11 protein-coding genes are annotated in these 14,885 nt (G+C 70.9%); 9 read left to right on the top strand and 2 right to left on the bottom strand.

All coding sequences use genetic code 11. From position 1 onward, the window contains the following. Positions 1-4 precede the first annotated feature (4 nt). From OG349_RS00780 to OG349_RS00750, 7 genes are all read left to right on the top strand, one after another. Positions 5-1,180 (top strand): ROK family transcriptional regulator, encoded by a 1,176-nt coding sequence (locus OG349_RS00780; RefSeq protein WP_327232686.1) that lies wholly within the window; start codon positions 5-7, stop codon positions 1,178-1,180. Positions 1,181-1,188: 8 nt separating this feature from the next. Then, positions 1,189-2,499, top strand: a complete 1,311-nt coding sequence (locus OG349_RS00775; protein ID WP_327232685.1) for an ABC transporter substrate-binding protein — start codon at positions 1,189-1,191, stop codon at positions 2,497-2,499. Between the two features lie 22 nt (positions 2,500-2,521). Then, entirely contained in the window at positions 2,522-3,466 is a 945-nt protein-coding gene (locus OG349_RS00770; RefSeq protein ID WP_327232684.1) for a carbohydrate ABC transporter permease, read from the top strand. Then, complete coding sequence (locus OG349_RS00765) at positions 3,463-4,389, top strand: carbohydrate ABC transporter permease (protein ID WP_327232683.1); 927 nt, start codon at positions 3,463-3,465, stop codon at positions 4,387-4,389. The genes OG349_RS00770 and OG349_RS00765 overlap by 4 nt, the downstream gene beginning before the upstream one ends. A gap of 110 nt (positions 4,390-4,499) precedes the next feature. Further along, positions 4,500-6,332 carry an alpha-galactosidase D gene (locus OG349_RS00760; protein WP_327232682.1) on the top strand — a complete coding sequence of 611 codons (1,833 nt, stop codon included), beginning with the start codon at positions 4,500-4,502 and terminating at the stop codon, positions 6,330-6,332. A gap of 113 nt (positions 6,333-6,445) precedes the next feature. Further along, the gene (locus tag OG349_RS00755) at positions 6,446-8,893 is read left to right on the top strand and encodes a glycosyl hydrolase family 95 catalytic domain-containing protein (protein WP_442806176.1); all 2,448 of its coding nucleotides are present in this window, start codon (positions 6,446-6,448) and stop codon (positions 8,891-8,893) included. Beyond that, positions 8,890-10,149, top strand: coding sequence for an SGNH/GDSL hydrolase family protein (locus tag OG349_RS00750; RefSeq protein WP_442806175.1), 1,260 nt, complete (start codon positions 8,890-8,892; stop codon positions 10,147-10,149). The genes OG349_RS00755 and OG349_RS00750 overlap by 4 nt, the downstream gene beginning before the upstream one ends. A 98-nt stretch (positions 10,150-10,247) precedes the next feature. Here the strand turns inward: OG349_RS00750 and OG349_RS00745 are convergent, their stop codons facing one another. Next, positions 10,248-11,348, bottom strand: coding sequence for a peptidoglycan-binding domain-containing protein (locus tag OG349_RS00745; protein ID WP_327232680.1), 1,101 nt, complete (start codon positions 11,346-11,348; stop codon positions 10,248-10,250). 211 nt (positions 11,349-11,559) lie between these two features. Continuing rightward, on the bottom strand, positions 11,560-12,558 hold the full coding sequence (locus tag OG349_RS00740) for an ArsR/SmtB family transcription factor (protein WP_327232679.1): 999 nt from the start codon (positions 12,556-12,558) through the stop codon (positions 11,560-11,562). A 60-nt stretch (positions 12,559-12,618) separates the two neighbouring features. Between OG349_RS00740 and OG349_RS00735 the strand changes: the two genes are divergently transcribed. After that, entirely contained in the window at positions 12,619-13,830 is a 1,212-nt protein-coding gene (locus OG349_RS00735) for an MFS transporter (protein ID WP_327232678.1), read from the top strand. 44 nt (positions 13,831-13,874) lie between these two features. Next, positions 13,875-14,825, top strand: coding sequence for a ribose-phosphate diphosphokinase (locus tag OG349_RS00730; RefSeq protein ID WP_327232677.1), 951 nt, complete (start codon positions 13,875-13,877; stop codon positions 14,823-14,825). Positions 14,826-14,885 lie beyond the last annotated feature (60 nt).

Raw genomic sequence — 14,885 nt, 5'->3', positions numbered from 1 at the left:
GGCCATGCGCTCGACCCCTCGTACCGAGGCGGTTCCGGCACCGACGCCGGCCGCTTCCCTGGTCTTCACGACCGTGCTGTCCCACGGCCCGCTCACGCGGATCGAGATAGCCCGGCGCACCACGCTCTCCTCAGCCGCCGTGACCAAGGCGGTCCGTCCGCTCATGGAGGCCGGCTACCTGGTCGAAGGGGTGGACGAGGAGGCACGCCCGTCGCTCGGACGCCCCGCCAACCTGGTGCGGGTCGACGGCGGACGGGCCCTGTTCATCGGCGTCAAGGTGACGGGCGACGAGATCATCGCCGTCCTCACCGACCTGTGCTGCCGCATCCGGGTCGCCCGGCACCTCCCCCTCACCGACCGCGAACCGGGCGCCGTGCTCGCCGCCATCGCCGGACTCGTCCAGGAACTCCTCACGGAGGCCGACGGGTTCGGCGTCGAGGTGCGCGGGCTCGGGCTCGCCGTCTCCGGCGACGTGGACCGTACGGCCGGAGTCGTGCGCTACTCGCCCTTCCTGGACTGGCGCGACGTCCCCCTCGCCGAGCTGGCGGGAACCGTGACGGGGCTGCCGGTCACGGTCGACAACGACGTCCGCGCGCTGACCGTCGCCGAGCAGTGGTTCGGCGCGGGCGTCGGTCTCTCCGACTTCGCGCTCGTGACCGTCGGCGCCGGCATCGGCTGCGGGCTGGTGGTGCACGGCCGAGTCGTCTCGGGCGCCCACGGGGTGGCCGGTGAGATCGGCCATCTGTCCATCGACCCGCTGGGGCCGCCGTGCCACTGCGGCAACACCGGCTGTGTGGAGGCGATCGCGGGGGACTCGGCCATCGTCCGCCGCGTCCGGGAGGTGACCGGTCTGCCGGTCACCGACTCCGCGCGGGCCCTGGAGCTGGCGCACCGGGGCGACCCGGGCGCCAAGGAGGCCTACGCGCGGGCCGGGGAGGCGATCGGCCGGGCCATCGGCGCCGTCGTCAACGTCCTGGGCCCCCAACGAGTGATCATCTCCGGCGAGGGCCTGGCGGCGTACGACCTGTTCGCCGAGCAGATCCGTGACGCGTTCGCCGCGTCCGCCTTCGGAACCGCCGCGCAGTGTGACGTGATGACACGTCCGCTGCCCTTCGAGGAGTGGGCGCGGGGCGCCGCGGCCACCGCCATCCAGTCCTTCATCGGAACAGACACGTACTAGGAGTAGCGATGACGCTGAGCCGCACCCCCTCGCCCTTCCACGTTCCGAGCCGCCGCCACGTGGTCCGCGGCGTGCTCGGGGCCGGCGCCGCCGCCCTGGCCGCGCCCGTCCTGACCGCCTGCGGCGGAGGGCCCGCCGCCGACCCGAAGACGGTGACCTTCGGCTCCAACGGGGCGGACGCCACTCCCAAGAAGGCCTACTCGGCCGTCACCGGCGCCTTCACCAAGGACAGCGGCCTCAAGGTCAAGACGAACACCGTCGACCACGACACGTTCCAGAAGAGCATCTCCAACTACCTCCAGGGCACCCCGGACGACGTCTTCACCTGGTTCGCCGGCTACCGCATGCAGTTCTTCGCCAAGAAGGGCCTGGCCCACCCCGTCGACGACGTGTGGGACACGATAGGTTCCGGTTTCAGCGACGCCGCCAAGCAGCTGTCCAAGGGCCAGGACGGCACGTTCTACTTCGTCCCGCTCTACAACTACCCCTGGGCCGTGTTCTACCGGAAGAGTGTGTTCCAGGAGCGCGGCTACCAGCCGCCCGCCACCTGGAGCGCGTTCACCGCGCTGGCCAAGCAGATGAAGAAGGACGGCCTCTCGCCGATCGCCTCCGGCTACGGCGGCGGTGACAGCTGGTCCGTCCTCGGCGCCTTCGACTACCTCAACCTCCGCGCCAACGGCTACGACTTCCACATGTCGCTCATGCGCGGCGAGGCCGCCTGGACCGACAGGCGCACCAGCAGGACGCTCGACCTCTGGCGCGAGATCAGCCCGTACTACCAGGAAGGCGCGGGCGGCCGGTCCTGGCAGGACGCGGCCCAGTCGCTGCTCGACAAGAAGTCCGGCATGGCCGTCATCGGCCTCTTCCTCGGCCAGCAGATCACGGACGAGAAGCTCCGCGACGACATCGACTTCTTCCCCTTCCCCACGATCGACCCGTCCTTCGGCCAGGACACCGTCGAAGCCCCCACCGACGGCTTCATGCTCAGCCGCAAGCCCAAGAACCTGGACGGCTCCACCAAGCTCCTGGAGTTCCTCGGCAGCGCCGGGGCCGAGAACCTCTACATGGGCGTCGACCCCAGCAATGTCGCCGTCAATTCCGGCGCCGACACCAGCACGTACAACGCACTCCAGAAGAAGTCCGCCGAACTCATCGCGTCGGCGAAGCACATCACCCAGTTCGCCGACCGGGACAGCGACCCCGGCTTCATCTCGACCGTCGTGCTCCCCGGCCTCACCCAGTGGCTGGGACACCCCGACGACGGCTCGGCCCTGCTCAAGAAGATCGAGTCCCAGCGCTCGCGCTTCTTCACCGCCTGATCAGGACCGGGAAGGTTCCACCATGTCCTCCGTGCGCCCAGCGCCCCCCACCACGCCGCGCGCCCGCCCCCGGCCGCGCAGGCTCAGCGCCGGTGACCGTCTCTTCCTCGCGGTCATCGTCGGCATCCCCGTACTCGCCCTGCTCGTCTTCGTCTGGCTGCCGGCGCTGGCGTCCATCGGTCTGTCCTTCACCAGCTGGGACGGCATCGCGCTGTCCGACATCCACTGGATCGGACTGGACAACTACCACGAGATCTTCACCAACTACCCGCCGTTCTGGCCGGCCGTCCAGCACAACGTGGTCTGGCTGCTCTTCACGGCCCTGCTGCCCACCCCGTTCGGCATCTTCCTGGCCTACCAGCTCGACCGGAAGATCCGCTTCACCCGGATCTACCAGACCGCGATCTTCCTGCCCATGGTGCTGTCCCTGGCCGTGGTCGGCTTCATCTGGGAGATCATCTACAACCCCGACAACGGACTGCTCAACGGCATCCTCGACGGGGTCGCGCCCGGCCACCACATCGACTGGCTCGGCGACCCGGACCTCAACCTCTGGGCCGTACTGGTCGCGTCGGCCTGGCGGCACACCGGCTACATCATGATCCTCTACCTGGCCGGCCTCAAGGGATTCGATCCCGCGCTCAAGGAAGCCGCGTCACTCGACGGCGCCAACGAACGCCAGACCTTCCTGCGCGTCGTCTTCCCCGCCCTCAAGCCCGTCAACATCATCATCCTGGTCGTCACCGTCATGGAGTCGCTGCGCGCCTTCGACATCGTGTACGTCCTCGGCGGCGGCGTCGGCAGCAAACCGGGCATGGAGCTGCTCTCCCTCCTGATCACCGACAACATCATCGGCGAGTCCAGCCACATCGGTTACGGCTCCGCCCTCGCGGTGGTCCTGCTCGTGGTCTCCCTGCTCGCCATCGGGACCTTCCTCGTACAGACCTTCCGCAAGGAGGACCAGTGACCGCGACCGCCACACCGCCGGCCGCCGGCTCACGCACCCGCCGTACCGCGTCGCAGGAATCCGGCCCTTCGCGTCCCAAGAGCCAGGCGGGCCGCCACGTCCTGCTCGGCGGCATCGCCCTGCTGTGGCTCGTCCCGCTGCTCTGGGCGGTCTACACCTCGCTGCGGCCGTACTCGGACACCAGCAGGAACGGGTATCTCTCCTGGCCGCGCAGCCTCAGCCTGGAGAACTTCTCGGACGCCTGGAGCCAGTCCGGGATGCCGCACTTCTTCTGGAACTCCGTGCTCATCACGGTCCCCGCGGTCCTCGGCACCCTGCTGTTCTCCGCCGCCGTGGCGTTCTTCGTCTCGCGCTTCGACTTCCGCTGGAACATCGTCCTGCTGATGCTCTTCACGGCGGGCAACCTGCTGCCCGCCCAGGTGCTCATCACCCCGCTGTACCGGCTCTACCTGCTGATCCCGCTGCCGGGGTGGATGAGCGACTCGTTCCTGCTCTACAACTCGGTGTGGGGCATCGTCTTCATCCACATCGCCTACCAGTGCGGCTTCTGCACCTTCGTCCTCAGCAACTACATGCGGACGATCCCCAAGGAGATCACCGAGGCGGCGCTGGTCGACGGCGCTCCCGTGTGGCGCCAGTTCTTCCAGATCGTGCTGCCGCTGTGCCGCCCCGCCTTCGCGGCGCTGGCCACGCTCGAATCGATCTGGATCTACAACGACTTCTTCTGGTCGCTCGCGCTGATCGAGACCGGCGACAAGCGTCCGATCACCTCCGCGCTGGCCAACCTCCAGGGCCAGTACTTCACCAACCCCAACCTGATCGCGGCCGGTGCGCTGATGACCGCGATCCCCACGCTGCTGGTGTACTTCGCGCTCCAGCGCCAGTTCATCAGCGGGCTGACCATCGGTTCGGGCAAGGGCTGAGCCGAAGGACGGGCCTACGTACGACCGTTGTCCCGTACGCCCGTCCCCCTGCCCCGACCGCACGCACGCTCCGTGCACGTCCATGCGCCGACAACAGGAGGTCCTGACCCATGCGGTCACCCGCGTACCCCTTCAGAGCCGTGCTCGTCCTGGCCCTCGCGGCCGGCCTGACCACCGCCGTCCCCTCGGCTATGGCGGCCACCCCCACCACCGCCGGGGCGGCCGTCGCCCAGGCCCCCGCCGCGGCCCCGGCCGCCGATGCCGCCGCCGGGCTCGCCGAGAAGCCCTTCATGGGCTGGACCAGCTGGTCCATGCAGTCGTCCAAGTACCCGGGCCTCAACCCCGACGGCGACTACAGCTACCTGACCGAGAAGAACGTCCTCAAGCAGACCGACGCGCTCGCGTCCAAGCTCAAGAAGTACGGCTACGAATACGTCAACATCGACGCCGGCTGGTGGATGGACCTGGCGTGGAAGCCCCGCTTCGACGCGTACGGCCGCCAGGCCGCCGACCCCGGCCGCTTCCCCCGGGGCATGAAGCCCGTCGCCGACGACATCCACGCGAAGGGCCTCAAGGCCGGCATCTACCTGCCCGTCGGCCTCCAGAAGGAGGCGTACGGCGAGGGCAAGGTCCCGATCTTCGACGCGCCCGGCTGCACCACGGCCGACATCGTCTACTCCGACCTGCGCACCACCAACGGCTGGGACAGCGCGTACAAGATCGACTTCTCCGGCCCCTGCGCGCAGAAGTACGTCGACTCGCAGGCGCGGATGTTCGCCGACTGGGGGTACGACTACCTCAAGCTCGACGGCGTCGGCCCCGGGTCCTTCAAGAGCGGCGACAACTACGACAACATCGCCGACGTGGCCGCCTGGCAGAAGGCGATAGCCACCGCCGGCCGCCCGCTCCACCTCGAAGTCTCCTGGTCGCTGGACATCAACCACGCCGCCGACTGGCAGAAGTACACCAACGGCTGGCGGATCGACACCGACGTCGAGTGCTACTGCAACACCCTGGTGTCGTGGGAGAACTCGGTGAACGACCGCTTCGACGACACCCCCAAGTGGACCCGGTTCGCCGGTCCCGGCGGCTGGAACGACCTCGACGCGATCGACGTCGGCAACGGCGAGATGGACGGTCTGACCAAGGCCGAGCGGCAGAGCTACATGACCCTGTGGGCCATCGCCAAGTCGCCCCTCTACACCGGTGACGACCTGACCCGTCTCGACGACTACGGCGTCTCCCTGCTGACCAACAGGGACGTCCTCGCGATCAACCAGGGCAGCACCCCGCCCGCGCGGCCCGTCACCGCCACCGGCGACCAGCAGGTGTGGAGCGCGAAGAACGCCGACGGCAGCTACACCGTCGCCCTGTTCAACCTCGCCGACTCCTCCGCAGCCGTGACCGCCGACTGGCAGTCCCTCGGCTTCACCGGCCAGGGCAAGGTCCGCGACGTCTGGAACAAGGAAGACCTCGGTACGTTCAAGGACAAGGTCACTCAGGCCCTGCCGGCTCACGGCTCGCGCCTGTTCACCGTCACCCCGCGCGGAACCGCCTTCAAGAAGACGGCGTACGAGGCCGAGTCGCCGGCCAACACACTGAGCGGCAACGCCTCGATCGGCGACTGCGGCGCGTGCTCCGGCACGCACAAGGTCGGCAACCTCTACCAGGGCGGCAAGGTCCGGTTCAACGACGTCGTGGCCACGAAGGCCGGCCACTACATGATCGACGTCTCCTACATCAGCGGTGACTCCCGCCCGGCGAAGATCTCCAGCAACGGCAACGGCGCCACCGCGCTGAAGTTCCCGTCCACCGCGGACTGGGGGACCGTCGAGACCGTCACCGTCCCGGTCACCCTCAAGGCCGGCACGAACACGATCACCATCGACAGCGGCGACGACTACGCGCCCGACATCGACCGGATCGCCGTACCGCGGCTGTAGTCCCGCGCGGCCCTCTCTCCACACCGGTGCGGGGCTCCGAAGCCCGGGCCCCGCACCGGCCCCATCCTTCTCCCGGCGGCCCGGCACCCGCAGGCCCGCACCGCCCCTCCGGAATGGAGTGCTCCGTGGACGACCAGCACACCGGCGCAGCCGCGCCCGCCCCGACGTCCCCCCGTGGCCCGAGCCGGCGGGAAGCCCTCTCGCTCGCCGCCGCGGTGGGCGCCTTCACCGCCCTCGGCGGCCTGCCCGCCTTCGCCGCCTCCGGACCCGTGGTCCGGCAGACCAGGTCCCCCCTGCTCTCCGAGGCGTCGGCGACCCGTTTCTGGTACCAGGCGCCGGCGTCCGACACGAACATGATCGAGCAGGGCCTGCCGGTCGGCAACGGCCGGCTCGGCGCCCTCGCCGGCAACGACCCCTCCCGCGAGGTGCTGCTCCTCACCGACGCCACCCTGTGGACCGGCGGCCTCAACGGCACCCTCGACGCGGACGGCCAATTCCCCTACGGACGCCAGGACTTCGGCTCGTTCACCCTGCTCGGGCGGCTGACCGTCGACATCCCGGACCACGACCTGTCGTCGCTCTCCTCCTACCGGCGGGACCTCGACATCAGCCAGGGCGTGGTCTCCGCCACGTACGTACGCTCCGGAGCGACCTACGAGCGCCGGATCTTCGCCAGCCACCCCGACGACGCCATCGTCCTGCACTTCACGCAGAAGGGCGGCGGGCGCTACACCGGCTCGGTGAGCCTGGCCGGCACCCACGACGAGAAGACCACCGCCGACCGCGCACGGAAGTACGCCTCGTTCCACGGCTCCTTCCCGGACGGGGGACTGCGGTACGGCGCCGCCGTCACCGCGTACAGCGACACCGGCAAGGTCGCCGTCGACGGGACGCGGATCACCTTCACGGACTGCAAGGAGCTGACGGTCGTCGTCAGCGGCGGCACCGACTACGCCCCGGACGCGGCCACCGGCTACCGGGATCGCGCCGTCGACCCGGAGCCGCTGGCCAGGACCAAGGTCCTCGCGGCGGCCCGCCACTCCGCCACCACCCTCCTGCACAGCCATGTCGCCGACCACCGCGAGCTGTTCGAGCGGATGGACATCTCCCTCGGGCAGTCGTCCGCGTTCCAGCGCGGCCTCGACACCTGGGAGCGGGTCAGGGCGCGCTACACCGACGGCGAGGCGGACCCCGAACTCGAAGCGTCGTACCTCCAGTTCGGCCGCTACCTGATGATCGCCGGATCGCGGGACAGCCTGCCCGTCGCCCTCCAGGGGCTGTGGCTGGACGGCAACGACCCGGACTGGATGGGCGATTACCACACCGACATCAACATCCAGATGAACTACTGGATGGCCGACCGGGCGGGCCTGTCAGGCCTGTTCGACGCGTTCGCCGACTACTGCGTGGCACAGCTCCCCTCGTGGACGAAGCTCACCCACGACCTCTACCAGGACCCGCGCAACCGGTTCCGCAACTCCACCGGCAAGGTCGGCGGCTGGGCCGTCTCCTTCTCCACCAACGTCCACGGGGGCAACGGCTGGTGGTGGCACCCCGGCGGCAGCGCCTGGCTGGCCAACTCCCTCTTCGAGCATTACGAGTTCACGCAGGACAAGGCGTACCTCGCCAAGATCTACCCGCTGCTCAAGGGCGCCGTCGAGTTCTGGGAGGCGCGCCTCATCACCACGACGGTCACCGACCGGGCCACCGGCGAGACCCGCGAGGTGCTCATCGACGACAAGGACTGGTCGCCCGAGCACGGCCCGCAGGACGCCCAGGGCATGACGTACGCCCAGGAACTGGTCTGGGCGCTCTTCGGCAACTTCCGCACCGCCACCGACGTCCTCGGCAAGGACGCCGCGCACAGCAGGACGGTCGGCGCGCTCCGGGAGCGGCTGTACCTCCCCGAGGTGAGCCCCACGTCGGGCTGGCTCCAGGAGTGGATGTCCCCCGACAACCTCGGCGAGACGACCCACCGCCACCTCTCCCCGCTCATCGGGCTGTTCCCCGGGGACCGCATCCGCCCCGACGCCTCCACGCCGAAGGAGATCGTCGACGGCGCGACCGCCCTGCTCACCGCCCGGGGGACGAACAGCTTCGGCTGGGCCAACGCCTGGCGCAGCCTGTGCTGGGCGCGGCTCAAGGACGCCGAGAAGGCGTACCAGGGTGTCGTGACCAACCTCCGGCCGTCCATCGGCGGCACCAACGGCACCGCCCCGAACCTCTTCGACATCTACGAGGTCGAGAAGGGACGGGGCATCTTCCAGATCGAGTCCAACTTCGGCACCGCCGCCGCCATGATCGAGATGCTGGTCTACTCCCGGCCCGGCCTGGTCGAGCTGCTGCCCGCGCTGCCCGACGCGTGGGCCGCCTCCGGCGCGATCGCCGGCGTGGGGGTGCGGGGCGGATTTGTCCTCGACCTGCGGTGGAAGGCCGGCAAGGTGACCGAGGCGCGGCTGCGCAGTGTCGGCGGCCGTACGACCACCGTGCGGTCCGGCGGCAGGACGCAGAAGGTCAGCCTCAAGCCGGGCGCCTCGGTGTCCCTGCGGGACCTGACGTGAGACGGCCACGGCCGGTCCGCCGCCGGTACGCGGCGGGCCTGGTCGCCGCGCTGCTCGTCACCCTCTGCGCCCCGGCGACGGCGGTGTCCGCGACGGCGTCGTCGGGGGACGCGACGGCTGTACGTGCCACCGCCGCGAGCGCGTCGGGCCGCCACCAGGTCGTCACCTGGGGCGCGAGTGTGGACCGGCAGGGCGAGGCACCCCGCGACCGGAGCTACCGGGCCGTCGTCCGTACCAGTGTCGGCGGCACCGGCACCCGCGTCCGGCTCTCCAACGCGTTCGGAGACCAGCCGCTCACCTTCGACAGCGTGTACGCCGGCAAGCGGAAGGAGGGCGCCCAGCTCGTGAGTGGCAGCAACCGCGCGCTCACCTTCGGCGGCGCGGGCTCGGTCACGGTCGCGGCGGGGGAGAGTGTGGTCAGCGACCCGCTGTCCGGGCGGCTGGCCGCCCAGAGCGACCTGGTCGTCAGCTACCACGTGCTGAGCGCGGGCGGCGCCTCGACCGGCCACGGCATGGCCATGCAGACCTCGTACGCCACGGCGGGCAACCACACCGCCGAGGAGAGCGCCGCGAGCTGGACCGACCGGACCGGGTCCTGGTACTACCTCGACGCGGTGAGCGTGGAGACGGACCGGAACACCGGCGCCGTGGTCACCCTCGGCGACTCCATCACCGACGGCTGGCAGTCGAGCGCCGACACCAACCGGCGGTGGCCCGACTACCTTTCCCGCCGCCTCCGGAGTGCCGCCGGGATCGGCGTCAAGGGCGTGGCCAACGAGGGAATCTCCGGCAACAAGGTCCTGGCGGACGGCGCAGGGCAGAGCGCGCTGAACCGCCTCCAGCGGGACGTGCTCTCACAGCCCGGCGTCCGTACGGTGCTCCTCTTCGAGGGCATCAACGACATCAAGGCGCACTCCGGCGTCACGGTGGCCGACCTGATCGCCGGATACCGGGAGATCATCGAACGGTCGCACGCGGCGGGCAAGTGTGTGGTCGGCGCGACCGTCCTGCCCTTCAAGGGCTGGTCGGAGTACGACTCCGAGGGCGAGGCCGTACGGCAGGGCGTCAACGCGTTCATCAGGACCAGCGGTGAACTCGACGGCGTCGCCGACTTCGACCGGATGCTGCGCAGCCCGTACGACCAGGAGAGGCTGCTCCCGGTCTTCGACGGCGGCGACCGCCTGCACCCGAACGACAAGGGCATGCAGGCGATGGCGGACGCGGTCGACCTCAAGAGCCTGAGGTGCGACCGCTGAGCCGGGTGCGTACCTGAGGTGAGGGAAGAGCGAGGGCTCCCACGCCGGCGGACGTGGGGGCCCTCGCCCTTTCCTGACGGCCCGGCGGGGGGCCCGGCCTACGGCTTCTCGGTCTCCGCCTCCAGGACCTTCCTGGTGGCGGGCCCGTACACACCGGAAGCGTCACCGGTGATGTCGCGGTCCTTCTGGTAGCGGGCGACCGCGCGCTCCAGCTCGGCGTCGTACGTGCCGTCCGGCATCCCGAGGTAGCGCAGGAGCAGTTGGCTCATCCGCTTCTGCAACTCGACCACCTCCGGGCCTGTGTCACCCTCCCGCAGGACGGCCGGGCCCGACGACGGGGTGGAGCCGGGGGACGTGGACCCGCTCGGCGAGGCGGAGGCCGTGGGGGACGCCGGGGTGTCCTCGCCCGCCTCGCCCTTCGCGGAGGTCGCGGAGGCGGAGGCGGACGCCGAGGACTCGTCGGACGGGCTCGCGCCCGGGTCGTCCGACGGCGAGGAGGTGGCGTCCGGGGACGGACTGTCCGGGGTCGGGGAGGCCTTGTCGCCGGCCGTGCCGGTGGCTTCGGGGAGCGCCGTCCGCGCGGCCGAGGAGGCCGAGCCGGGGCCCGCCGCCTCGTCCTCGCCGCCGCCCCGGACCGCGACACCGGCCGACACCGCGATGACGGCGGCGACCACGGCGATGGCGACGGCCAGGTAGACGCCCTTGCGGCGGCGGGCGGGCGGCTCGCCCGGCTCGTCGTCGCCGAAGGAGCCCTCACCGGCGCTTTCCCCGGCCCCACCGCCGGCGCCACCCGCACCCGCGTCGTCGCCGGCATCATCGTTGTTGTCGTCGGCATCGTCGTTGTCGTAGCTGTCGTCGCTGTCGTGGGCGGCCGCTCCTGCCACCACACCCTGCACGGCCGTCGTTTCGGCCGCGGCGCTGCCGGGAGGGCCGAAGGCCGCGCGCTCCCGCTTGGCGCGCTCCCGCTCGGCGTCGGCGGCGTCGGCGGCAGCGGTCGGCCCGGCCGCGCGTTCCGGGGCGTCGGTCCCGCTCCCCAGCGAGACATACGGGCGTACGTGCATCTGATCGCCGTCACCGGACCGGTCCGCCGGGTCGGTGAGGCTCGTCCCGGCGATGTCGGCCCGGGTGGCGCACGCGCAGTCGGGATGACCGGCCTCGCCCGGAGGTGCGAAACAACGGGGGCAAGATTCCTGCGTCACGGACGTTTCCTTCCTGGGGACGCAGCGATTATGCAGAGCCGCCGCTGCTTTGCGCAGCGCTTCCCGGTCCCGAAAAGAGTCACAATCAGTCATCAGGGAGAGCGATAACCGGTCATATGGAAGGGGAAAGGGTCAAAACAAGAACACGATGTGTTCGAACTCGCATGCGATCACGGGAGTGTTGAGGCCCGTCGAGCCGGATGACAACCGCTCACGCCTCGCTCTGCGCCGCCACCAGGCCGTCCCCGGCCGCCGTACGGCAGTAGAGCACCGACCGCCCCGCCCGCTGCCTGACCACCAGACGGGCGTCGAGCAGCACCTTGAGGTGGCGGCCCACCGAACCGAGCGCCATACCGGTCAGCCCCACCAACTGCGTCGTGCTCTTGGGGGTGTCGAGCAACAGCAGGACCCGCGCCCGGAACGACCCGAGCAGCCGGCCCAGCGCCTCCGGCTCGGCCGCCCCGCCCGGCCCGGCCGCCGGGCCCGTACAGGGGTACACCACGGCGTAGCGGTGCGGCGGCTCCTCCCAGCAGACCCACCCCGACCGGGGCGTGACGGGCACGAACACCAGCTGCGCGTCGGTCACTTCGCGAGGCGGGTACGCGCGGGTGTTGATCTGCAACCGCCCCTCCCCGAGCCAGCGCATGCGCGGACGCATGTCGTCCAGGGCGGCGGCCCAGCCCCCGAGCGTCAGCTGCCGGGTCCGCGCGACCACATCGGCCTCACAGATCCGCCGCCGGGCCGGCCAGTACGGCAGGACCGTCTCCGTCCAGACCCACTCCAGAAGGTCGGCGACGCGCCCCGCCGGATCGGACCGGATCAGCCGTTCCGGGACCGGCCGGCCCTGGGCCACCGCCAGATCCGCCCGTACGGCCTCCGGCGAGGTCTCCCTGATCCGGGCCAGCTCCCGCGTGAACGCCGCGCTCCCGTCACCCTCCGGCACGGGGGCCGGGTGCGCCCCGGGGGTGGGCGTCATGAAGTCCGCGTTCCATCCGTTCCCCCGCGCCGCCCGCACCAGCTCCGCGGCCTGCGGATCGGCCGCCAGCCGCTCCCGGTACGCCGGCCCGTGGGCGTCGAACCACCCCCGCTCGCCCGGGTGCGCCGGAGCGCCCCGCTCCAGGGCGAACAGGCTCGCCGTGGTCTCCGCCAGTGGCGAGATCACGAACCGGCTGCCCGCCAGGGTGTCCGTACCGATCTGCCACCAGCCCATGGTTTCGCCTCCACGCGAAACAATAACGCCGCGGGTACGGCCCTGATGAGACTGCCGTCCATGCGCACCTACGGGCAGCTCTTCCGCACCCCTGAGTTCACCCCCTTCTTCCTGACCTGCTCCGTGCAGGTCGCCGCCACGACCGTCGGCGGACTGGCCCTGGCCACGCTCGTGTTCCGGTCCACCGGCTCCGCCCTGCTCTCGGCCCTCAGCATGTTCGGCCCCTCCCTGGCGCAGGTGCTCGGCGCGACCCTGCTGCTGTCCGCGGCCGACCGGCTGCCTCCGCGCTCCGCGATGACCGCCGTGGCCCTGGTCGTCGGCGCGGGCACCGCTGTCCTGGCCGTACCGGGCCTGCCGCTGTGGGCCGTCTTCACGGTCCTCCTCGTCGAGGGCCTGGTCACCTCGGTCGGCGGCGGGGTGCGCTACGGGCTGCTGAGCGAGATCCTCCCCAAGGACGGCTACCTGCTGGGCCGTTCCGTCCTCAACATGTCCGTCGGCACCATGCAGATCGCCGGGTACGCCACCGGCGGCGTCCTGCTCGCGGTCCTCTCCCCACGCGGGGCCCTGCTCACCGCCGCCGCCCTCGGCGCCGCCTCCGCGGTCCTCGCCGCCGCCGGGCTCTCGTCCCGCCCGCCCCGTACCGCCGGAAGACCCTCGGTCGCCGAGACGTGGCGTACCAACAGCCGGCTCTGGTCGTCGCCCGCCCGGCGCACGGTCTTCCTGGCCCTGTGGGTGCCCAACGGGCTGATAGTCGGCTGCGAATCCCTCTTCGTCCCCTACGACCCCCGGAACGCGGGTCTGCTCTTCGCCTGCGCGGCCTTCGGGATGCTCATCGGCGACACCCTCGCCGGCCGCTTCCTGCCCCCGCGCCGGCGCGAGCGGCTGGGCGCCCCGCTGCGCCTGTTGCTCGCCCTGCCCTACCTGGTGTTCGTGTGCCACCCTGCGGCGCCCTTCGCGGCGGCGGCCGCCACCCTCGCCTCGATCGGTTTCGCGTCGAGCCTGCTGCTCCAGGAGAGCCTGATCGCGCTGACCCCGGACGACATCCAGGGGCAGGCCCTCGGCCTCGACACCTCCGGGCGGCTGACCATGCAGGGGGTGGCGGCGGCCCTCGCCGGGGCGGTCGCGCAGTACACTTTGCCCGCCACGGCGATCACGGTCATGGCCCTGGCGTCCGTCATCGTCACGCTGGCTCTCGCGCCCGGTCTGCGGCCGGAGCGGATCGCCGCGGCTCTCGGACCGGCCGGGGATCCGGCGTCCGGAAGCGGCCGGTAGCATGACCCACGGACCCCCGGTCGATCATGCGAGGAGCCGTTTTCGTGCGAGACATCGCTGTATTCAGCGGTAGTGCACATCCCGAGTTGGCGGCCGAGGTGTGCGGGCACCTGGGCGTTCCGCTCAGCCCCGTACGCACCAGTCGGTTCGCCAACGACTGTCTGGAGGTGCAGCTCCAGGCCAACTGCCGGGAGCGGGACGTCTTCCTGATCCAGCCCCTGGTCACCCCGGTCCAGGAGAACCTCGTCGAACTGCTGCTGATGTGCGACGCCGCCCGGGGCGCGTCGGCCAGCCGTATCACCGTGGTCATGCCCCACTACGCGTACGCGCGCTCGGACAAGAAGGACGCGCCGCGGATCTCCATCGGCGGCCGGCTGGTCGCCGATCTCATGGTGACGGCGGGAGCGAGCCGGGTGCTGGCGATGACCCTGCACTCGCCCCAGATGCACGGCTTCTTCTCCGTACCGGTCGACCACCTGCACGCCCTGCGGGAACTGGCCGCGCACTTCCACGACTACGACCTGTCGCGGACCACCGTCGTCTCGCCCGACCTCGGCAACGCCAAGGAGGCCGCGGCCTTCGCCCGGATGCTCGGCGCGCAGGTGGCGGCGGGCGCCAAGCAGCGCTTCGCGGACGACCGGGTCAGCATCAGCGCGGTCATCGGTGATGTCACCGACCGCGACGTCATCGTGCTGGACGACGAGATCGCCAAGGGCAGCACGGTCCTCGAACTCCTCGACCGGCTGCGCGAGATGAAGCCCCGCTCGATCCGGGTCGCCTGTACGCACGGGCTGTTCTCCGCCGGCGCCCTCAAGCGCCTCTCCGCGCAGCCGGACGTGCTGGAGATCGTCTGCACGAACACGGTGCCGATCCCGCTGGAGGATCACACCGAGAAGCTGCGGGTCCTCTCGATCGCCCCGGCCCTCGCGGAGGCCGTCCGGCGCATCCACAACGGAGAGTCGGTCAGCGCCCTGTTCGACGCCCACACGACCTGACCCGTTCACCGTTGCCCTTTGCCCTTGAGGAACCTTCCCCGCGATCCGATCGAGAGAGCC

Source organism: Streptomyces sp. NBC_01317 (assembly GCF_035961655.1).
Lineage (GTDB): Bacteria > Actinomycetota > Actinomycetes > Streptomycetales > Streptomycetaceae > Streptomyces.
The sequence above is the reverse complement of the archived record's forward strand: the minus strand, read 5'-3'. Positions and strand labels throughout refer to the sequence as shown.

What these genes read in the sequence shown, in the direction of transcription:
- OG349_RS00780 (WP_327232686.1), top strand. Translation starts at nt 5, where the DNA reads ATGCGCTCGACCCCTCGTACCGAGGCGGTTCCGGCACCGACGCCGGCC.
- OG349_RS00775 (WP_327232685.1), top strand. Translation starts at nt 1,189, where the DNA reads ATGACGCTGAGCCGCACCCCCTCGCCCTTCCACGTTCCGAGCCGCCGC.
- OG349_RS00770 (WP_327232684.1), top strand. Translation starts at nt 2,522, where the DNA reads ATGTCCTCCGTGCGCCCAGCGCCCCCCACCACGCCGCGCGCCCGCCCC.
- OG349_RS00760 (WP_327232682.1), top strand. Translation starts at nt 4,500, where the DNA reads ATGCGGTCACCCGCGTACCCCTTCAGAGCCGTGCTCGTCCTGGCCCTC.
- OG349_RS00755 (WP_442806176.1), top strand. Translation starts at nt 6,446, where the DNA reads ATGGAGTGCTCCGTGGACGACCAGCACACCGGCGCAGCCGCGCCCGCC.
- OG349_RS00740 (WP_327232679.1), bottom strand. Translation starts at nt 12,558, where the DNA reads ATGGGCTGGTGGCAGATCGGTACGGACACCCTGGCGGGCAGCCGGTTC.
- OG349_RS00735 (WP_327232678.1), top strand. Translation starts at nt 12,619, where the DNA reads ATGCGCACCTACGGGCAGCTCTTCCGCACCCCTGAGTTCACCCCCTTC.